Consider the following 19,452-nt stretch of genomic DNA (forward strand, 5'->3'; position numbering starts at 1 on the left):
CTCAGTTTCGCGACGCTGGCGGAGTCTGAACGAAAAGGGACTCGCGTGGACCGGAATCGCCTTGCACCCGGCGGCGTCACAAGGAGCATTCATCGAGATGGGCTGCTGGTCGGACAAATTTCAGCCGCTGATCGACCAGCTCGTCGAACACCCTGATGTCATCACAGTCGGTTCGACGACCGGCGACTTCAACCTGTACTGCATTGTCATCGGAGTTTCTCTGGAGGGAGTTCTCAATCGCATCGATCAAGGACTCCCAGAACTTCGGCTGTGCGAACGAGTTCGGATCAATCTCTTTCATCAGATTGCAGGAGGAGTCGACTGGAGGCAGGGCATCATCGACGTGGAATCGTGGCGTCGCAAAGGCGGCTCGCGATCGATTGCAGTCAAAGAACTTCAACGTGTACGAAATTCTGCGAGTGAGTCGCCTGTGGCCCCGTCCGTCCGTTTTCGGCGCCTCTTCCTCGAATTGGGAGCCGACGCAAGGAGACCGCTGAAAGAGGTGGCACAAGCTCTGGAGACGACTGCGCCGGTCGTCAAGCGGATGATCAGCAGACTCGTCGATGAGCGGCAGATCGTCTTTCGCTGCGATATCGCCAGGCCGGTCTTCGACTTTCCCATCGCAATGGTTCTTTCGTTGAAGACCGCCCCGGAGCATGCTGAACAACTCGCATTTCGCATAGGCGCCTGGAAGGAGACCCGGTTCTGCGCCTCGGTCGCCAGCACTGCCAATCTCATCGTTGTTGCAGGGTTGAGAGACCTGATCGACGGGGACAATTTCATGTCGAAGTTGACGGATCTCGAGCATCCTGTTGATGTTGTCCAGCGCGCGATCAACACCCACACTTTCAAGGTCTATGGGCGTCTGCTCGACGACACCGGAAAGTCGCTCCGTCACATTTCGGTCGACCCCTGGGCTGCTGAATATTTGTCGACCCCTGGGCTGCTGGATATTTAGAGGCAAAGTCGGTTCAACACTGACTCGCCAACGTCTCAGCAGCGTTCCTACAAGCATTCTGACTGGCTGTTTCGCCGAATCGGATAGAGCGAACCGTGATGCCTCAATCGAGAATGCCTCCGATGCGCACTCCCCCCTGGAAGCTGAACATTCCCGGCCCTCGCCCAAGTGCGGGCACGGTCTGCAACTTCGACAAACTCAGTCCTTGTGGACGTCCTTAGCACTCTCCAACACATCCGCGAGCTCGCCGAGCCACTGCGTGTATCCGTCGTAGGTGTAGGCACGTTTGTCATCCCAGGTGCCGAGTTGCTTGTGTTTGACCGGGAGCAGGCTCTTGAAGATGGGGTTGTCCTCGTAGTCGGTCGATGCATCGTGGATGAGCATGACGTCTGCCGGATAATCGCTGATCTTCTCCCAGGAGACTTCGGCCCAACTGGTATCCGCTCCTGACTCCGGACCGACGAGGTTCAGGCCGTCATCGGTGAGCATCTTCGCGACTCCCAGCTTCTTGGCTGTGTAGTTGATCTCGGCGCTGAAGTTCGCGAGCAGCACGGTCAGCCAGTCCTTGTCTGCGGTGATGTCGCGGATTCTCTGGCGAGCGGCCTCGAACTGCTTGCGCTGCCGAGCAATCTCTCCGGTTTCGGTGTCTTTTCCGAGCGCACGGGCGATCGCGGCATACTGGGCGAACATGTCATCCGGCGTTCCTCCGTCGAGCTTGACCGGCACAAATGGAACGAGCTTCGCCACTTGGTCGTTGAGCTTGTCGTCCCACCATGTCCACCCATCGCCTTTGTCGTTGCCATAGGCGATGATGACATCGGGATTCGTCGCCGCGAGAGCTTCGAGATCGAACTCCATATCAGTGCCGACGATCTCCACACCCGTCTGGTCGAACGACTTCCCCGGGGACTCATCCTGGCCGAACCCATAGACGGCTACCGGTTTGATCCCGTACGGGGCAAGTGCGGCTGCGGAGTAGAAATCCATGGCAATTCGTTCAACCGAGTGGTCCAACTCAATGGTGAGTCCGTCATAGCCCTCCGGGCTGTAGGAGAAACCTTTCGCCCCGGTTGCCGTTGCGGCTTCGCTCTCGGGGCTGCCGCATGCAACTAGGGCAAATGGGGCGAGTACGGACAATGCGAGCAACTGGCGGCGGCGCATGGATGACCTTCCGGTATTCGTCTGTGTTGGGATCGTTGGAATCGATTGAGGATTGGATCAATATTCACTTGGGCTGCTCACCGCCGACTCACTTCCCTGAAGGCGCCGACCTAGTTACTTGAAGGCGCTGTTCAGCGACGGCGCTTGAGCACATATTTCAGCCTCGGCACGAGGCTGATGACCTCGTATGGCGCGCAGCCGATCTTCACCGAATTGCGCGCTCTGGACCCGTCGAGAACACGTTAGCACCATTTGGACAGGCTATCCTTACTAACTTGGCGTAGACTGGTCTATGAACGTTGCACCACATCGCCTGCAGGAAGAATCTTTCGGCAGGCGACCGTACCGAGTTCCTCACCACGACGAGGGCACAAGGAGCACCTGTGTCACAAGCACCCATCACCGCCTTCGACGCCACCGTCGTCGGCGTCGAAGATCTCAGCCCGATTTTCCGTCGCGTCACATTCGGCGGGGAGGGTCTCAGAGACTTCGGATGCAGCGGCCACCCGCGTGATCTGCGATTCAAACTCATCATCCCCTCGGCCGGAGAAACGAAGCCGAAGTTCGATCTTCTTCGCTTCCTCGACGAGCAGGACCCCGATTCCGGCGTGTCCTGGTATCAGGCATGGCTGCAGCTCAACCCGGATGAACGCGGTCAGATGCGCACCTACACGGTGCGCGAATGGCGCGAAGAGGCGCGCGAACTCGTCGTCGACATGGTCCGCCACACCGACGATCAGGGCCACTCTGGGCCTGCTGCCGCCTGGGCACAGAACGCCCAAGTCGGTCACAGACTGCACGTCATCGGTCCTTCGCGCCACGCCGAAGGGCCCACGGCCGGAATCGAGTTCGCGCCGGCGGGTGCTGACACAATCCTCCTTGCAGGTGACGAGACTGCGATACCCGCGATCGCTTCGATCCTCGAATCACTCAAAGGCTCCGAGATACAGGGCAAGGCGATCCTCGAGGTCCCGACCGCCGAGGATGCTCTTGAGCTGGAGGCTCCCTCCGGGTTCGAGATCCAGTGGCTTCCCCGCGGCAGCGCTGACCATGGCCAGCTGCTCGAGACGGCCGTCCGTGACGCCGTCCGCGTTGAGAACCGAGTCCTCGCTGGGGTGGGTGCGGGAGCCTCCGGTACGGCACCCATTGACCTCGACGAGGTCAACATCGACGAACAGATCCTGTGGGACGTCCCGGCTGCACTCACGCAGGCCGCTCAGAGCAGTTCCAGTGGCACCGAAAAGCAAGCCCGCCCGTTCTACGCCTGGATCGCGGGTGAGGCTGGACCGGTCAAACGCCTGCGTCGCTATCTTGTCCAGGAGGTCGGAGTCGATCGTCATCAGATTGCCTTCATGGGCTATTGGCGTCAGGGCAAAGCCGAGGGCTGATCAATCCCGCCTAGTTATTCGGATTCAGGCGACTCCAAACGGCTCCAAGCGGCAACAGGCGGCTCGCTTGGAGACAGTTCAACTGCGCCCCGTTCGCTTCGAGGACTCGCTCTTCGACGACGATCGCAACATCTGCGGAACAATGGCGAAGGCCGCACCGAAGAGGCACAACGTTCCACCGAGTGCAGCCAGCAGCGGTGGAACTTCGCCGAGGACCAACCAGGCAAGTACGACGACGATCGCAGGAACGAGCAGACTCGAAGAACTGAGCACACCGGCGGGCAGGAAGCGGATCGCATATCCCCACAGGTTGAAGGCGATCGCGGTCGGCACAACGCCGAGATAGATGACCTGCAAGGTGATATTCATCGGCGCATCGGCCACCTCGGTGATGAGATCAGGTGTGAAGACAAGGCAGGCAATCGTTCCTGCCATAATCCCCGCCCAGGTGACCGTCACAGAATCGCCCCGGGACAGGAAGTGCTTCTGAAGCAGGACGCTGGCGGCATAGAGGATTGCGGCCGCAAGGCTCAGGAGCAGGCCGCCAATCGTGACAATGCCGGAGAAGCTGGCGATCGTGATCAGCACGATCCCCGCCAAGGACACCGCGATTCCTAGGACGAGTTTCCAGGGGAGACCCTCGCCGAGAAACAAGCCTGCGAATATCGCCACGATGAGCGGGGCGATATTGACGATCATTGCCGCAGTGCCAGCGTCGATCGACCGCTCCGCAGCGTTGAGAATAACCGTGTAGCCGGCGAACCACGCAACTCCCCAGATGAGCGTGATCGCCCACGCCTTCGTCGATGTCGGGAACTTCGGCCGGCGGAAGAGCATCCATGCGGAGAGCACGACGACAGCGGCGCTCATGCGCAGCAATGACAATGGTCCGGGCGTGTAGTGATCGGCCGCATCACGGATGACGACGAACGAGGAAGCCCAGAAGACCATGGTCAGCAGTGCCGCGATCCACGGCAGGATCCGTGGAGAAGACGCTGAACCCGTGGGCGGCGTCGCTCCGCTCGCTTTCTCTGCAGTCGCAGTCGGCACAGTCGCCGCAGTCAACGAAGTCGTCGCAGTCGCGACCCTCGGCTCGACCGCCGAGGGCGTATTGCCTGGGAAGTCCGATTCGGATGACGAGTCCGTGCTGGTGGGCACGGCTGACTGCATCGACGGGCAATTTCCGGAAGCTGAGTTGTCCTTCATGCCTACGATTATTCTGTCGGCGACCGTCAAAGAAAAGCGCACACCATTGCACATCTGTACAGAATTCTCGTACATTAGATGGATGACCAACGTCGTCCAGTTGCAATCATTCAAGTCAGTCGCGACTACCGGTTCGGTGCGATCAGCGGCACTGCACCTCGGTATGTCTCCTTCGGCTGTCAGCCATCACCTCAAGCTTCTCGAACAGGACACTGGCCTGAGTCTCTTTCAAAGACAAGGTCGGGGCCTGTGCCTGACCGACACCGGATCTGCCATCATGGGCGAGGTCGACGGCGTGCTCGAGTCATCAAGCCGACTGCAGCAACGCATCACGGATCTGAAGGACAGTCGAGTCAACCGACTTTCAATCAGCTACTTCAGCAGCGCTGGAAACCGATGGATGCCGGAGCTGGTACTCTTCCTCGAGCACAAGCACCCGCATACTGCCGTCCAACTGAGCCTGGCGGAGGGCCAGTGGCATGAATCTCGATCCGATATTCAGATCGTCATCACAGAGACCCGGGAACCTGCACTGCCGCCTCAGGTCAATTGCAGCTTCCTGTTGGAAGATCCGTATGTCGTCGCAGTTCCCGAGGGGCACGAGCTCGCAACTCGCAGTGAGGTATCCCTGACCGAGCTCGAGAGACTTCCCTGGATCGACAACGAACAAGGCGATGGCCCGTGCCGTACGATCCTTTTCGACGCCTGCGCCAGGGCCGGGATTCGAGTGCAGTTCAAACATGAGGCGCACACCTTCGTCGCCGCACTCCACATGGTCAGCCGCGGGTTGGGAATCACGCTTCTCCCCCGCCTCGGCATCGATCAGCTTCCCGAAGGGGTGGTTATCGTTCCCCTGGCGGCGCCCGAACCGATCCGTTATGTCCACGCCATCAGCGACCCGGATCATCCTCAACAGGATGCTATCAGCGATGCGCTCACGGCCCTCCGTGAACTTGCAAGCAGTGACGCCGTCGCACTGGCGTGAATTCGAATTAACCAGTCCGATGACTACCAGCGGATCACCCAGAAATTCTGCAGACTCGCCTCTCTCGCAGCCCGACGAAATTCGGTATACAGCTTAGTAACTACGTGGCATCCCAAGAACGTGCGAGCCAAGATAATTGAGCACCATTTCCTGACTCACTGGCGCAATCTTCATCAAACGAACCTCACGCAGGTACCGACCCACATGGTATTCCTCGGAATAACCCATTCCACCGTGGACCTGAACAGCACGATCCGCTGCGTCAACACCCGCCTCAGCACAGAGGTATTTCGCAGTATTCGCTTCACGCCCGCTGGACAGCCCTTGGTCATAGGTCCACGTGGCTTTCCTTAGGGCAAGCTCGGCAGCGTCAAGTTTCGCCAAGGAATCTGCCAAGGGGAACTGAATCCCCTGGTTCATCCCGATCGGCCGGTCGAAGACGACTCGCTCATTTGCATATTTGACCGCCTTAGCGAGCGAAGCACGACCGATCCCCAGAGCCTCGGCCGCAATAAGCATTCGCTCCGGATTGAGCCCATCCAGAAGGTACTTGAATCCCTTCCCCTCTTCACCCACTCGATGCGAGTCCGGGATGACGAGATCCTCGATGACAAGTTCGTTGGAGGACACAGCATTGCGCCCGATCTTCCTGATCGGATTGATCTGAACATGGTCTCTATCCAGATCGGTGAAGAATAGTGTCATGCCGTCCGTCGGCTTCGCGACGTCCTCCCGTCTCGTTGTGCGCGCCAACAAGAGAATCTTGTCTGATTCCATGGCTTTCGAAATCCAGACCTTGCGACCCGACACGACGTACTCGTCCCCACGTCGCTTCGCGAAGGTGGTCACCCTGGTCGTATCAAGCCCCGCATCAGGCTCCGTCACACCGAAGCACACATGTATCTTGCCCTCAGCGATCTGAGGCAGATTGGACCTTTTGAGTTCCTCGCTGCCGTGCTTGATTACTGGATGCAGACCGAAGATCGTCATATGTATTGAACTTGCCGCATTCATCGCACCTCCAGCAGCAGCAACTGACTCCAGCAGCAGCGTCGCTTCAGTGATACCGAGGCCGTGCCCGCCGTACTCGGTCGGCGTCGTCAACCCGAGCCACCCCTTTTCCGCCAACAGATTGTAGAACTCGGTCGGAAACTCATGGTTGGCATCCTTATCAGCCCAGTACTCGTCGTCGAAACGGCCGACGATCTCCTGGGCGGCTTCGCGCACCATCAACTGATCATCGGTCAAGGCGAAATCCGCCATCGTCATCTCCTCGATTAGTTCGCTGCCATACAGTCGGGCAAGTCGACGTATGCGATTGCTGCGTGCGAATCGTGCTCGGCGCCTAGATTCGAACTTCTCATCCGGGCCTCCGCGCATTTCGTGGCGCATTGTGCTCCACTACGTATTATTTGGTAGGACCAATATAGAATGTAGCCGAGGACCCCGTCAGACACAAGAGAGACTCTATGAACACGACCGAGACATCCAGATTCGTCGCCGAGCTACGGTCACGAATTCTCGAAGGCACCCTGCCCGCGGGGACCAGGCTCGACGCAGAACGCGAGCTCGCTGTGCACTACGAACTCAGCCGCAGCACAATCCGCGCTGGTCTACAGGCGTTAGCCTCCGAAGGGATGATCCAGAGAAAGATCGGCAGAAACGGCGGCAGCTTCGTCACCACCCCGAAAGGGGACTCAATAACGAGCTCTCTACAGCTGGTCATCGGTACCGGAGGAATCGCGGAACGTGATCTGATGGAAACTCGACTAGCCATTGAGCCTCACTGCGCCGAACTCGCTGCAACCCGGATGAGCAGGGAGGAACTGGACAAGCTCTCGGCAATCCAATCAAAGATGACCGCGGCAATTCGCCCAGTGGGCAACCCAACCGACCGACCAGCGTTCCTGCGGGCCAATGCAGACTTCCATCTTCATATAGCCCTGGGAAGCCACAATCAGGCCCTATCCGCAATCCTCAAAGGACTCATCGGCCCCATCGAAGCGCTCACCGACGACCCCCACCTTCTCGGACCAGGTCAACTTCGGGAACTAGTACAAGCCCATGAGCACATCTTCTCTGCTGTGAAGTCCCGTGACGGCCTCCGCGCAGCAGACGCAATGCGCAAGCACCTACGGGCTCACATCCAACTATCCTCCGAGCGCTGAAACCACTGACCACCCGAATACCAGCCGGCGAGAATACCCTTGTTGGCTGGTCGCTTTTCGTCTACAGTGTTCGTTTATACGTACGTCTAGTGCGCATATACCAATGGAGGTGTAATGAAGTCACGTACGCGGGCCATAGCGGCACTGTTATCCGTCGTCATTCTTGCGTCAACGGCACTGAGCGCTTGTGCCCCGGCAGGAACTACGGAGAAGACAACCCTGTCACTGGCCGACAGCTATGCGCCCACCCATATTTTCGCGGACTCCGGGGTCAGCGTCTTCATGGACGAAGTCTCACACCGAGGCACCGGATCTGACGGCGATTCAAAGGAGACGGCGGACTTCTCGTATTACCCGGCAGGACAAATGGGAACTCCGCGAGACCTGGTGTCTCTCAACCGATCGGGAGTTCTTGACATCACACCCGCCTCGGCGGCATATCTCTCTGATCAGCTTCCGTTGTCCAGTGTCTCCGATCTGCCAGGTATGGTTGAGGATTCCTGCGTGGGCGCACAAGCACTCTTCGACATGATGTCCCCTGGAGGAATCCTCTACGAAGAGGAATATGCGCCGCGCGGCTTGCGTCCTCTCTGGGTCTCTGTGCTCCCCAGCTACGAGATTCTGACGGTCAGCCGCCAGATCAATTCTCCTTCGGATCTCCGCGGGCTCAACATCAGAACTTCCGGCGGAGCGCTCGACGCGACACTCTCTGACCTCGGCGCGGCAGCCGTCAGCATGCCTGCATCAGAAGCGTATGAAGCGCTGTCCCGGAAAACTGTTGACGGCGTAGCTTTCCCCTTCATCAGCGTGCTTCCATACAAGTTGCAGGAGGTTCTCGGCCACTCGACGACGGGGCTGAACATCGGTGCATTCGCGATCCCCTATGTCATCAGCGAGGAAACATGGACCGATCTTGACCCTGCTCTACAGAATCGAATCGAAAAAGCTGGCCACGATGCACAGAACAGCTTGTGCCGGGCGGTGAATAGCAAGACTCCGGCAGCAATCGACACGATCACAGAGGACGGGGTCGACTTCAATAGACCGCATGCACAAGGAATGAAGGAGTTCGAAGACAAGCTGGCGCCTGTGCGCAAGCAGTGGGCCGAGAACATGGATTCGATCGGCAAGCCGGGTTCACAGGTGCTCTCCGACTACGAAGCCCTCATCGCGCGATACGAAGGGAACTCGAAATGAATCGTGACCACAGCTCGGCGATGCAGAGGACGATCAACACAATCAAGGTCATCAGCGTGACACTTGCCGGTGTGGCGATCGTAGCCATGGCACTGGTCATGCTGACCGAAACCTTGATGCGCTATGTCTTCACCAATCCTCTTGGCTGGAATATCAGCGCAGTTGAGCGGATCTTCATGCCCATGTCCGTCTTCCTTGCGCTGCCGTGGCTATATCTGACCGCGGGGCACGTCACTGCGGAGCTCATCTACGACAGGCTTCCGGTCGCATGGCGCACTGGTGCCCGAATCATCGGTCATCTACTACTCCTCCTCATTGCTGCGGCGCTTACCTACGGAGGAATGGTGACGGTTGTCGATTCTTTCACTCTCGGCGATGCCCCGCCACCGGGTTCAAGCGAGATTCCGATTCCGACATGGATATGGCAGCTAAGCCAGCCAGTGGGCACCGCGGCCCTGTTCGTTGTCGCTATCCTCGACACCCCCAACGTCATTTCAGATTCACCATCAACCAATGCCCCCGCCGCCGAGGGTGAAGAATCATGATCGCCATCACTATCAGTGTCATTCTCCTGGTTCTCATCCTCAGCAAGGTCCCTATTCCTTTCGCGATCCTCGGCGCTGCTGGTATCGGTCTGCTGTGGTTGGGCGGTGGCGAGAACCTCATCGGAGTCTTCGAAGTCATACCTATGAGCTCAGTCGGCAGCAATTCACTCGCTGCGATCCCGCTCTTCATCCTCATGGCCCATCTCGTTCTCAAGAGTGGGGTCTTGGACACCCTGTTCAATTCGGCGAGCACACTGATCGGCCGTTTTCGCGGAGGAACCGGTATCGCAGCAGTGCTGGCGGGCGCAGGATTCGCAGCGGTGTCTGGATCTTCAACAGCCGCGGCCGCCACACTTGCCCACACTTCTACAGGAACAATGCTCAAGCAGGGGTACAGTGCCAGACTTGCCAGTGGAACGGTCGCAAGCGCAGGCACACTTGCCGCGATGATTCCGCCGAGTATCCTGCTGGTCTTCTACGCCATCACCGCTGAAACCAGCGTCGGCAAGACCCTGCTCGCAGGCGTCGTCCCCGGCATACTCATGAGCTTGGGACTGGCAATCACAGTCTGGGTGATGGGTCTGCGTGGGCATGCTCCCGCAACCGATCCCACTTCATGGAAGGCCAAGCTCGTGGCCTTGAAGGGTCTACTGCCGATCGCCTTCCTCTTCGCCGTGGTCGTAGGAACGGTCTTTCTCGGGATCGCCACCGCCACCGAAGCCGCAGCCCTCGGATGCTTAGGCGGGTTCCTCCTCATGGTGTGGATGAAGACAGCAACCTGGTCAAACCTGAAGTCCGCTGTTGTGGGCAGTGTCTCCAGCAGTGCGATGATTCTCTCCATCGTCTTCGCGGCACATGTGTTCGGGATCTTCCTTACACAAACTCAGGTCGCTCCGACAGTTGTGGAATTTGTCCAGGGTCTAGCGATCGCCCCGATCCTCATCATCGTCATCTTTGCTTTCATATATCTAGTGCTCGGTTTCTTCATGGACCAGATGGCAATCATCGCTCTGACAGTTCCGGTGACGCTTCCAGTCGTCGAAGCACTCGGCTTCGACCCGATTTGGTTCGGCGTGATCGTCATTCTTCTTGCAGAGATCGGGCTGATCACACCGCCCTTGGGACTCAACGCGTTTGTTGTGTCTCGCGCAGCTGGACTCAGAGTCGAGACCGTTTTCATGGGCTCGGTTCCCTTCATCATCGCAATGCTCATCGTCACGACTCTGATATTCGTGTTTCCCGATCTGTCATTGTTTCTGACAACAAGCGTGAAATGAGGATATAGCCAGTGAACAACGCTCCAACTCGATCAACTCCGGAGACGTCTGATCAGTCAGCATCTAGCGGCCCTGTCTTGGACGGTTTGAAGGTTCTTGAATTGGGAACGGTCATCATGGCGCCGTATGCAGGAAAGATTCTTACCGATCTTGGTGCCACAGTGATCAAAGCCGAGCAACCGGGCGGGGACATCGGCAGAAGAATCGGCCTTGGCGGGGGCTCCGGAGATAGCGTGTTGTCAATGAACCTCAATGCTTCAAAGCACAGTATTGAGATAGATGCCGGAGCCGAATCAGATCAGCCGGTCCTCGAACACCTGATCAGTTGGTCGGATGTCATCATCACCAATCTGCTTCCTCGTCGACGTCGTCGCTACGGGCTGAATTGGGAGAATGTCCGACGACTGAACCCTCGAGCTATTCTTTGCACGGCACAAGGTTTCTCGTCTCATACCGACATGGGAGATCGACCAGCCTATGACGACATCATCCAAGCAGGGTCTGGTGTCGCAGATACATACCGCTTGCGGGATGGAAGGCCAAGCTATTCTCCCTATGTCGTGGCCGACAAAGTCTGCGGAATGACCATGGTCCAAGCTGTCTTGGCGGCTCTATTCAAGACGCAGGCGAGCGGAAAGGGCACGTGGGTCGATGTTCCGATGGTCGAAACAATGGCGGCGTTCACGTTGGTCGAACACCTTGGTGGCCAGACTTACTCCCCGCCCCGCGGAGATGTCGGATGGTCGCGTGTGCTCTCCCCCGAACACAGGCCGCACCAGGCTCTCGACGGCTTCATGTGTGTAATGCCCTATACAGATAAGAACTGGTCTGATTTCTGCAAGATAATCGACCGGCCCGACTATCTGAACCACCCAGATCTACTTTCCAATCAAGCAAGAACTCGTAACCCGCGAGTCTATGAGTCTGTTCTCGCCGAGTATGCCGCGACACGTACGTGTACGCAGATCCGGGAAGAATGCGAACCCTACTCAATCCCTGTTCAAAAGGTCATGAGGGTCGAGGACATACCAACTGACGAATATCTGGGGGCCTCGTCAATGTTCTCGCGTGCTTCACATTCAAAGGAAGGCGACTTCGTCCACGTAGGATCACCACTCACTTTCGTCGACTATCCACGCCCCCCGGTAAAAGAGACATCGGCAATCGATGCTGATCGCGCCGAGGTGTTCAAAATGATCGGCTACTCGAATTGACTCTGTACGCTGTTTCTCACACCACTATCCGGTAAGAGAGAGTCCATGACATCGACACATCGTACGGTGAATCGTATTGTTCGAATTCTTGAGTCGGTCGCCCGATCGGGAGCCACAGCAGTGAGCCTGGCGACTCTCGCACGTGAGCTCGAAGCTCCCAAGAGCAGCGTCTACGGTTTCGTCAGAGGATTATGTGCGGAAGGATATCTCGATGAAGTCCACGACGGCTACGTCCTCGGCACCGGCGTCGCGCATGTCCTCGGTCCAGCAGAGAACTCGGTTGTGCTGCTCATTGAGGATGTACTTGAAGAGATATCCGCTCGTACTGGTGAGACCGTGACCGTTGCTGTTCGTGTTGCCAGTTCCGTTGTCTACGTTCACAGTCTGCCCGCCGACTATGAAGTCTGCTATGTCCCGCAACTCAAGGTCAGGCGCCCCCTCTTACCGACCTCTTCAGGGAAGCTGTTTTTCGCATTGCAACCAAAACCCGGAGACGAGGAACTGCTCGCTGGCTTCGAGCCCGACCAACGGTCCAATTTGCAGGCAGAACTGCCTGGAATCAGGTCCTCCGGAACCGCGCTCAATCGTGGAGAGACCGTACCCGACGTGGCCGCTACCGCAGTAGGAGTATTCGTCGATTCGGTGCTCACTGCAGCGATCACAATCGCTGGCCCAATCACCCGAACTGAACCACACCTCCAACACTACGGAGATATTGCGCGTGAGCTGCTCAACGGTGCGGGATTCGGACAACCTTAAACCTATGATCGTCTAATTCCACATTAAGTACGACCAGACAGCTGCTGCCTAGAAGATCAGCCGAAGCCGGATTCCTCTCTAGACCTTCGCTCTGCCTTCCCAGGGGAATTCTTCTTCACCACAAAGCCACTCGACAATATCCGACCTCCAACGGAGCGAAGACCACATGTCTCGTGACTGCGGAGCTCACCCCAGCTCACTCATTCGTTGAAGAGTGTGTCGATGACTTCCTCAGCCACGAACCTCGCATGCAATATCGGTCGCCTAGCCGGATCAACCGATGCCGGAGGCACCCACGCCGGCCTACCGTCTTTGAGCATCACCGTCTCCCACTCCGACCGATCCAACAAATGATGATGAGCAGAACAACTCAACATCATGTTATTAACATCCGTCTTGCCCTGCTGCGCCCACTCGACAATATGGTGGGCATCGCACCACCCCGGCGGAGCATCACAACCGGGGAACGTACACCCCTGATCACGAGCAGTGAGAACCGCGATCTGTTTGGCATTCGCGAACCGATTCTCCGTGACCACCTGCATCGTCTTCGCCTTGTGTGAGACGAGCTCGAAGAACACCGCCCCGTTCAAACCATGACGAACCAGCTCGCTCATCGGGACCGGATTCTCAGTCCCCGTCACCCCAACACCAGTCCCGGTGGCAAGATCCTCAGCCTTCGCCGTGACCACCAGAGCATATGGCGAGCCTTGACCGGTCCGCGTCATATCAATGCGCCCGATCAAAGTCACAAAGCGTTCATAGATCCACTCCTGAGCAGACAATCGCTGCACCGTCATATCAACGAGCGTCCCGTCTTCGAGGACACCAGACTCCGTACCGGTCCCACCGACACTTGAACTGTCCAAAACGCTCGTCGCGACCGTGGTTCTCGCCGTCAGCAACCCATTGAGGACACCACCGGTAACCGGGTCCAAGAGACCACAGATCTCCCAATCACCATTGCCACGCGCATGCATCGTGACCTTGTACATGGTCCGATCCGTGGCATCTAGTGGCTCTTGACCATCGGGATCCACATGGGCCAGGATCCGTGCGAAGATCGCCATCAGGTCATGGACCCGCACACTCGGGGCCTTGTCCACGAGAGTCGCTTCAGCATAATCACGATCATCCTGACTGACCCACGTGGGCAGCTTCTTCAAACAGTCTTTGATGACTCTGGCCTGATCGGCTGAGAGTCTGCCCTCGTTGAAGGCATCAGCGACCCTGGGGAACAGGGGTGGCTGCGCCTGCCCGGTGAGAGTGACTCTTCCGCCAAGGCTTTTGGCCATATCGGTACGCCGGTTAGCCTCCCGGCTGGTGATGTTCAACCTGTCTTGGATGAGGGCCTTCGTCGTCTTCGCCCCGTAATCAGACGGTGTTCCGACTCGTTCACACACGGCCAGAGCCAGAGTAGACAACGCCTCGTTGACCCGGCCCAGGGCCTCGAGCCCGTCGATGAGTGTGATCGCATCTGCTGGCCCCATCGGACGGTCGAAGGTCCGCAGCCCGTCTTTGAGTCCACTGAGCGCGGTGAGACTGGTCGTGACTTCGGGAGCGAACCGCGACAGATCCGCCCACTCCTGGCTCGAGAGCAGAGGATGAGGACTCGGGCTGCTGGGACCGCGGGTACTGCCATCGCCACCCACCGGACCGGTGTCCTGGGTGGTCTGAGTGTTCTCGGTGATCTGAGTGCTCTGGGTGGCCTGGGTGGCCCCCGAGACTCCAGCTTTCGAAACACTTGTCTCCGAAACACTGGCTTCCGAACCACTTGTTTCCAAAGCGCTGGCGGCCGGCTCGACGTCCTCGCTCGCCTGACCGCGATCATTCGACTCACGTGGATCATCCGTGGGTACGGCTGCGAGGGATTCGAATTTGCCCGCGAGTGGGTGGCCGGTGAGGTCGAGGTTGGAGTCTTTGAGCTGGTCGAACAGTGACTGTTGTCCCCATGTCGACGACGACGGCTTTCCCACAGAAGACAAAGCATCAGTCGTATCTTTCCCCGCCACAGCATCATCGGGTCCGGGGCGTGGGTCACGCTCTTCTGGGTGTCCTGGGGTGCGGTCGGGGGTGAGAGTCATGGTGTTGAAGTCCATTCGCCAACATCGTTGTTGCTCTTCTCTCAATTATACATTCATTTCACCTCTTTGCACCTTTAGTTTCGATTTATCTTCGATCATTATTTGACTATCGTATTCACTGTTGACTCAAAAACCAGACAGGACCCGCAACACCCCAGGTCAGAGAGTAAAACCACAATCGGTCGAAGTATTATCGCGGCCACACGGTCGCTTCCGACTTGGGTGGGCGGGTGATGGCTGCAACTGCGCCCGCTCACTAAAACCATCAATGCCACTGCCAGCACCCCCATCCAGGATTGACGATTTCACCGGCATGACCGGCGAAACTTCCTGCTCCTGCTTCCAAAAAAATGGACGAAGATCTCGTGGGCAAACGTACATAAGGAACCGAGTGCGGCACGCAGGCCACTTCTTGCAAGGTGGCCCTATCTTTCTCTTCTACCCGGGTGGAAAATGGAGACATGAATTCGATACGGGCGTGAGGAGGCCGTCATGGATCTGCTTATTCTGTTTGTCATCGGGGTGTGCTTCGCCACGATTGTTTTCTTCGTCGGACGAATTGCCTGTCCGAGGCACGACCGCGTGCCCCTGATGGAAGTCGACCATGTTCTCCTGTGGACCACTCTGCGTCGCGGATGGCACGCAATGGGTTCGTTGGGTCCCACGGCCCCGGGCAGAAACGGACCGTCAGGAAACCACCCAGCCTGATCTGACTTAACGGGATTGCCGATGCCTGCTAACCGGAAGTCGACGCGCGACACCCCGCACCCGGAACCCCACAGCTTTGCAATGTGTCTTCCTCAACGAAGCCGGACCCGAGCCGACGCCCTGGAACCGCCGCCTTGCTCTTAGGAGTTACGTCGCTCTTGGTCCTCATCGGCGTCGCTTTCTGGTTCTGGTTCAACGCACCCGACCAGGTGCTCAGCTCTGCGGCACGAACACTCCGGCGTCCCAGTCCTGCAGCGCATGCGCCGAGGCCCAGAAGTGAAGCTCGTACACACAGGCCTGTTCGAAGGTGGCACGCATCTGTGCGGCCACCTCGGCGGGGGCATTGGTGAGTTCCTGTTCAAGCAATTGGACAGCCTGCCGGGTCGATTCGTCGAACTCGGGTGAGTCATAGGTCTGCACCCAGGTCCGGTACGGGTGGTCCGCGCTCATCGTTCCTGCCCGCTCGACGAGCACCTTGCCCATGTGCGCGTACACCCAGAAGCACGGGAGCACTCCGGCCACACCTTCGCCGTAGGAGCGGCTGGCGGCCGTGGCGACGAGGTAGGACACATATCCCATGGTCGTCGGTGAGGCTCGGAATCCGGCCCCGCTGTTGACCAGGTCCTCGTGGGCTGCGGCCAGACGGGAATCGGCGAGCAGCTCTCCGTGCATCTCCTCTTCCACCGAGATCGCTTCGGCTGCGGAGCTGGCCCAGAATCGTGATTCATCACGGTCGTTGGCGCGCGCAGCGAGGAACGACATCGCCTTGGCATAGCCGGTGAGGTAGATGCCGTCCTGGATGATGTAGTTCGTGAACGCCTTCACGTCCAAGCTGCCGTCGGCCAGCTGGCCGAGGAAAGGCAGCCTCTCGATCTCCTCAACTATTGGCCGCACTCGGTCCCACAGCTGAGTGGTCTGTGGCCCTGCGGAAAAGTCTGTCGTCATTGATATCTCCCATGTTCAAGGGACCACAGCGGTCCCGAAGCGACATTGTGCGGTTCCCGGATGGCAAGCTGATCTGGGTGTGCAGCTGGTTGTTCTACCGGCGGACGATGTCGACCTGGTGGTCGACGGGACCGTGTGCGCCCTTCGGATCCAGGCTGACCTGCCAGCTCGCAGCGGACTCCAGCGCCCGAGCCAGATAGTTCAGGGCATTGTCGACGGCTTCGTGGAGCAGATCCGAGCCCACCTCGTCAACTGCACGTTCACGTTTGAGCACAGCCACCTCGGCGGTGATCGCGGCCGACAATGTGCACCCGGTGCCGTGGGTGTTCGGGGTCGCCACTCGCGGGTGGGTGAACTCGGTGACCGTGCCTTCGGCGGTGACGAGAACGTCAGCGACGTCACCCTCGATCGCGTGCCCGCCTTTGAGCAGCACCGCGCGAGGCCCACGGTCGACAAGTTGTCTGGCCTGGGCCAACATCTCCTGCGGATTCTGCGCCACCGGCTCATCGTCACCGATCAGCAGCGCCGCCTCGGGCAGGTTCGGGGTGATGAGGTCGGAGACCGGCAGCAGGTGGTCACGGACCGCGGCCACGGCATCGACCTCGAGGAGGCGGTGCCCGGAGGTCGCGACCATGACCGGGTCCACGGTGTAGAAGCCCAGCTGGTTTTGGGCCGCTCGCGCGACGACGAGTTCCACGAGGGACCGTGAGCCGAGCATCCCCGATTTTGTGGCGTCGACGGGCATATCGTCCAGGACGCTGTCGAGCTGATCCGAGACGAAATCATCGTCGATTCCGTAGACCCGCGAGACGCCGTGCGTGTTCTGCGCGACCAGTGCCGTGATGGCCGTGGTGCCCAGCACCCCGCGTGCCGTGAAAGTCTTGAGGTCGGCGTGGATGCCGGCTCCCCCGCTGGGGTCGGTGCCGGCGATGGACAGTGCGATGGGTGGACGCGTGGTCATCGCGCTGCCTCCGTACGTCCGTCACCGAACTCCGCGAGCAGTTCCTCGGCTGCAGCACGCGGATCCTCGGCACGGCAGATGGCAGAGACCACGCAGATCCCCACCAGTCCCCGGCCGCGCAGTTCGGAGGCACGAGCAGTGCTGATTCCTCCGATGGCGACCGCCGGAAGTCCTGCTTCACTCACCAGTTCGCCGAGGCGGTCCGGCCCGATCCCATCGGGTGCATCGGACTTCGTCGTGGTGTCGTAGACAGGTCCGATTCCGACGAGGTCGACAACACCGGAGTCCCGAGCGGCCGCGAATTCGGTGCTGTTGGCCGCCGAGAGCCCGATGAGCGGTTCGGAGCCGATGAGTTCGCGCACTTGTTCGACCGGAGTGTCCGACTGACCGACGTGGATGTGGACGCGCGAACCTTCGCCAAGGAGGCGCTGGGCGACGGCGACGCGGTCGTTGAGGACGACGGGCACCCAGCGGTCCGTGCCTGCCGAAGCGGAGTCGACGCTCGCACTGTCGGCCACCGCGCTGTCGACGGCAGCGATGACTTCGCGGGTCAACGTATAGAACGCATCGTCGTCGATGTCCTTGTCCCTGACCTGCACGATCCCCACTCCCCCGGCCACGGCTTCGCGGACTGTGTCGGCAACGCTGCGTCCGGCTTCTCGGCACTGGGCCGAGTCTGTGACGAGGTAGAGCCGAGTATCGATTCCGGCCAGGCGGGCGTCGATTCCGGCCAGGCGGGAATCCACCTCGGGAATTGAGGGACTCATGACTGTGCTCCGTCGATCACGTCGGCCTCGATTCTGTCTGCAGCGGCCGTGCCTACTTCGGCCGTACCTACTTCGACGTGGAGTCCAGCCAGCTCCTCGCCCGATACCGTGTGCAGCGCGTCAAGGAAGTTCACGGAGAAGCTGCCGGGTCCGCGTGCTCCCTCAGCGGCAGCTTCACCAGCAATCTTGAAGTGAGCGTGGGCGGCAACGACGGCCTCGAACCTCGCCGAGGCGGTCGTTGCGTCCACGAGGTAGGCGGCGGTGACTGCGCCGAGAGAGCACCCTGTGCCGATGACCAGTGGCATATAGGAGTGCCCCCCGTTGAGACGGACGACACGATCGGCGCCGTCGATGTGAGCGACGATTGCGTCCCTTGGTCCTGAGACGGCAACGATCGCACCGGTCGACCGGGCCAGTGCGGCCGCGGCGGGAATCACCGCATCAACTTCGTCTGTGGAATCCACACCTCGACCGCCCAAACCCATGCCGGCCAGGGCTGCGATCTCTGAGGCGTTTCCGCGGATGGCTGTGGGTGAAGAGTTCGCTGCCCGGCGGATTCGAGTGGTGCGGAAGTCGACGGCTCCGATGCTCACCGGGTCCAGCACCCATGGCTTGGAGTCTTCGTTGGCTGCGTCGATGGCGGCGTCGGCGGCGAGGAACTGCTGGTTCGTCGCGGTGCCGAAGTTGACCAGCAGTCCACTGGCGATACGGGTGAACTGTGCGGAATCGGCGTCGTGGTCGAGCATCGCCGGAGCGGCGCCGATGGCCAGGAGCACGTTGGCACTGAATTGCTGCACAACTGTGTTCGTGATGCATTGGATGAGTGGATTGTTCGCACGCAGTCGTGCATTGGCAGAACGCAGGTCGAAGTCAACCATGACGATCCCTTCGCTAGTATGGCCCAGATCAGGTTCGATGGGTGTTCTCTCAGCCTCACGCGAATGGCGTCAGGCACCCCATGTCATTGCCCACGACTGTATCAGTTCAGTCCCAGCACCGCCGATGCCGGCGCCCGAGGAGTGCCGAAGCGGCGCCCCCGGGAGCGCCGGGCTGGAACCTCGGCCCCACCTCGGCGAGGGACAGGTTTCATCGACAGCAGAGCTGAGCCTCGAGAGCAGACTCCAGGGAG

At 59.2% G+C, this 19,452-nt stretch carries 17 protein-coding genes and 1 riboswitch; of the genes, 9 read left to right on the plus strand and 8 right to left on the minus strand.

Translation table 11 applies throughout. The features are described 5' to 3' along the window. The first annotated feature begins 502 nt into the window (after positions 1-502). Complete coding sequence (locus ACE03M_RS04480; protein WP_485932890.1) at positions 503-958, plus strand: hypothetical protein; 456 nt, start codon at positions 503-505, stop codon at positions 956-958. 198 nt (positions 959-1,156) lie between these two features. Here the strand turns inward: ACE03M_RS04480 and ACE03M_RS04485 are convergent, their stop codons facing one another. Then, entirely contained in the window at positions 1,157-2,119 is a 963-nt protein-coding gene (locus tag ACE03M_RS04485; RefSeq protein WP_143924026.1) for an ABC transporter substrate-binding protein, read from the minus strand. Positions 2,120-2,502: 383 nt separating this feature from the next. Between ACE03M_RS04485 and ACE03M_RS04490 the strand changes: the two genes are divergently transcribed. Then, the gene (locus tag ACE03M_RS04490) at positions 2,503-3,507 is read left to right on the plus strand and encodes a siderophore-interacting protein (RefSeq protein ID WP_485932891.1); all 1,005 of its coding nucleotides are present in this window, start codon (positions 2,503-2,505) and stop codon (positions 3,505-3,507) included. A gap of 78 nt (positions 3,508-3,585) precedes the next feature. Here the strand turns inward: ACE03M_RS04490 and ACE03M_RS04495 are convergent, their stop codons facing one another. Beyond that, positions 3,586-4,458, minus strand: coding sequence for a DMT family transporter (locus ACE03M_RS04495; RefSeq protein WP_485932892.1), 873 nt, complete (start codon positions 4,456-4,458; stop codon positions 3,586-3,588). Between ACE03M_RS04495 and ACE03M_RS04500 the strand changes: the two genes are divergently transcribed. Next, positions 4,427-5,698, plus strand: coding sequence for a LysR family transcriptional regulator (locus tag ACE03M_RS04500; RefSeq protein ID WP_485932893.1), 1,272 nt, complete (start codon positions 4,427-4,429; stop codon positions 5,696-5,698). The two genes, ACE03M_RS04495 and ACE03M_RS04500, sit on opposite strands and share 32 nt — an antisense overlap. Positions 5,699-5,791: 93 nt before the next feature. Here the strand turns inward: ACE03M_RS04500 and ACE03M_RS04505 are convergent, their stop codons facing one another. After that, positions 5,792-6,961 carry an acyl-CoA dehydrogenase family protein gene (locus tag ACE03M_RS04505; RefSeq protein WP_143924030.1) on the minus strand — a complete coding sequence of 390 codons (1,170 nt, stop codon included), beginning with the start codon at positions 6,959-6,961 and terminating at the stop codon, positions 5,792-5,794. Positions 6,962-7,167: 206 nt separating this feature from the next. On the opposite strand from ACE03M_RS04505, the gene ACE03M_RS04510 reads away from it, so the two are divergent. The 6 genes from ACE03M_RS04510 to ACE03M_RS04535 all read left to right on the plus strand — a co-directional run bounded on the left by ACE03M_RS04510 (position 7,168) and on the right by ACE03M_RS04535 (position 12,858). After that, on the plus strand, positions 7,168-7,866 hold the full coding sequence (locus ACE03M_RS04510) for a FadR/GntR family transcriptional regulator (RefSeq protein ID WP_485932894.1): 699 nt from the start codon (positions 7,168-7,170) through the stop codon (positions 7,864-7,866). A 114-nt stretch (positions 7,867-7,980) separates the two neighbouring features. Then, positions 7,981-9,063: a TRAP transporter substrate-binding protein gene (locus ACE03M_RS04515; RefSeq protein WP_485932895.1), complete on the plus strand. Its 1,083-nt coding sequence runs from the start codon at positions 7,981-7,983 to the stop codon at positions 9,061-9,063. Positions 9,064-9,083: 20 nt separating this feature from the next. Continuing rightward, positions 9,084-9,608: a TRAP transporter small permease gene (locus tag ACE03M_RS04520; protein WP_485932896.1), complete on the plus strand. Its 525-nt coding sequence runs from the start codon at positions 9,084-9,086 to the stop codon at positions 9,606-9,608. Continuing rightward, positions 9,605-10,885, plus strand: coding sequence for a TRAP transporter large permease (locus tag ACE03M_RS04525; RefSeq protein ID WP_485932897.1), 1,281 nt, complete (start codon positions 9,605-9,607; stop codon positions 10,883-10,885). The genes ACE03M_RS04520 and ACE03M_RS04525 overlap by 4 nt, the downstream gene beginning before the upstream one ends. A gap of 77 nt (positions 10,886-10,962) precedes the next feature. After that, complete coding sequence (locus tag ACE03M_RS04530; protein ID WP_485932898.1) at positions 10,963-12,099, plus strand: CaiB/BaiF CoA transferase family protein; 1,137 nt, start codon at positions 10,963-10,965, stop codon at positions 12,097-12,099. 45 nt (positions 12,100-12,144) lie between these two features. Then, positions 12,145-12,858, plus strand: coding sequence for an IclR family transcriptional regulator (locus ACE03M_RS04535; RefSeq protein WP_143924035.1), 714 nt, complete (start codon positions 12,145-12,147; stop codon positions 12,856-12,858). A 200-nt stretch (positions 12,859-13,058) separates the two neighbouring features. On the opposite strand, the gene ACE03M_RS04540 is transcribed toward ACE03M_RS04535, so the two are convergent. From ACE03M_RS04540 to thiM, 5 genes are all read right to left on the minus strand, one after another. Beyond that, complete coding sequence (locus ACE03M_RS04540) at positions 13,059-14,942, minus strand: HNH endonuclease signature motif containing protein (RefSeq protein ID WP_485932899.1); 1,884 nt, start codon at positions 14,940-14,942, stop codon at positions 13,059-13,061. A gap of 921 nt (positions 14,943-15,863) precedes the next feature. Next, entirely contained in the window at positions 15,864-16,595 is a 732-nt protein-coding gene (locus tag ACE03M_RS04545; RefSeq protein ID WP_485932900.1) for a TenA family protein, read from the minus strand. Positions 16,596-16,689: 94 nt separating this feature from the next. Beyond that, on the minus strand, positions 16,690-17,556 hold the full coding sequence (gene thiD, locus ACE03M_RS04550; protein WP_485932901.1) for a bifunctional hydroxymethylpyrimidine kinase/phosphomethylpyrimidine kinase: 867 nt from the start codon (positions 17,554-17,556) through the stop codon (positions 16,690-16,692). Next, positions 17,553-18,323 carry a thiamine phosphate synthase gene (gene thiE / locus ACE03M_RS04555; protein ID WP_485932902.1) on the minus strand — a complete coding sequence of 257 codons (771 nt, stop codon included), beginning with the start codon at positions 18,321-18,323 and terminating at the stop codon, positions 17,553-17,555. Before thiE ends, thiD begins: the two co-directional genes overlap by 4 nt. Next, complete coding sequence (gene thiM, locus ACE03M_RS04560) at positions 18,320-19,201, minus strand: hydroxyethylthiazole kinase (protein ID WP_485932903.1); 882 nt, start codon at positions 19,199-19,201, stop codon at positions 18,320-18,322. The genes thiE and thiM overlap by 4 nt, the downstream gene beginning before the upstream one ends. Further along, a riboswitch (TPP riboswitch) is annotated at positions 19,189-19,292 on the minus strand. (Overlaps the previous gene by 13 nt.) Positions 19,293-19,452: the final 160 nt, after the last annotated feature.

Source organism: Brevibacterium sp. AGC70 (assembly GCF_057334195.1).

Excerpts from the sequence above, each read along its gene's own strand:
- ACE03M_RS04485 (WP_143924026.1), bottom strand. The coding sequence starts at position 2,119 with ATGCGCCGCCGCCAGTTGCTCGCATTGTCCGTACTCGCCCCATTTGCC.
- ACE03M_RS04500 (WP_485932893.1), top strand. The coding sequence starts at position 4,427 with ATGACGACGAACGAGGAAGCCCAGAAGACCATGGTCAGCAGTGCCGCG.
- ACE03M_RS04495 (WP_485932892.1), bottom strand. The coding sequence starts at position 4,458 with ATGGTCTTCTGGGCTTCCTCGTTCGTCGTCATCCGTGATGCGGCCGAT.
- ACE03M_RS04505 (WP_143924030.1), bottom strand. The coding sequence starts at position 6,961 with ATGGCGGATTTCGCCTTGACCGATGATCAGTTGATGGTGCGCGAAGCC.
- ACE03M_RS04510 (WP_485932894.1), top strand. The coding sequence starts at position 7,168 with ATGAACACGACCGAGACATCCAGATTCGTCGCCGAGCTACGGTCACGA.
- ACE03M_RS04515 (WP_485932895.1), top strand. The coding sequence starts at position 7,981 with ATGAAGTCACGTACGCGGGCCATAGCGGCACTGTTATCCGTCGTCATT.
- ACE03M_RS04520 (WP_485932896.1), top strand. The coding sequence starts at position 9,084 with ATGCAGAGGACGATCAACACAATCAAGGTCATCAGCGTGACACTTGCC.
- ACE03M_RS04525 (WP_485932897.1), top strand. The coding sequence starts at position 9,605 with ATGATCGCCATCACTATCAGTGTCATTCTCCTGGTTCTCATCCTCAGC.
- ACE03M_RS04535 (WP_143924035.1), top strand. The coding sequence starts at position 12,145 with ATGACATCGACACATCGTACGGTGAATCGTATTGTTCGAATTCTTGAG.
- ACE03M_RS04540 (WP_485932899.1), bottom strand. The coding sequence starts at position 14,942 with ATGACTCTCACCCCCGACCGCACCCCAGGACACCCAGAAGAGCGTGAC.
- ACE03M_RS04545 (WP_485932900.1), bottom strand. The coding sequence starts at position 16,595 with ATGACGACAGACTTTTCCGCAGGGCCACAGACCACTCAGCTGTGGGAC.
- thiD (WP_485932901.1), bottom strand. The coding sequence starts at position 17,556 with ATGACCACGCGTCCACCCATCGCACTGTCCATCGCCGGCACCGACCCC.
- thiE (WP_485932902.1), bottom strand. The coding sequence starts at position 18,323 with ATGAGTCCCTCAATTCCCGAGGTGGATTCCCGCCTGGCCGGAATCGAC.
- thiM (WP_485932903.1), bottom strand. The coding sequence starts at position 19,201 with ATGGTTGACTTCGACCTGCGTTCTGCCAATGCACGACTGCGTGCGAAC.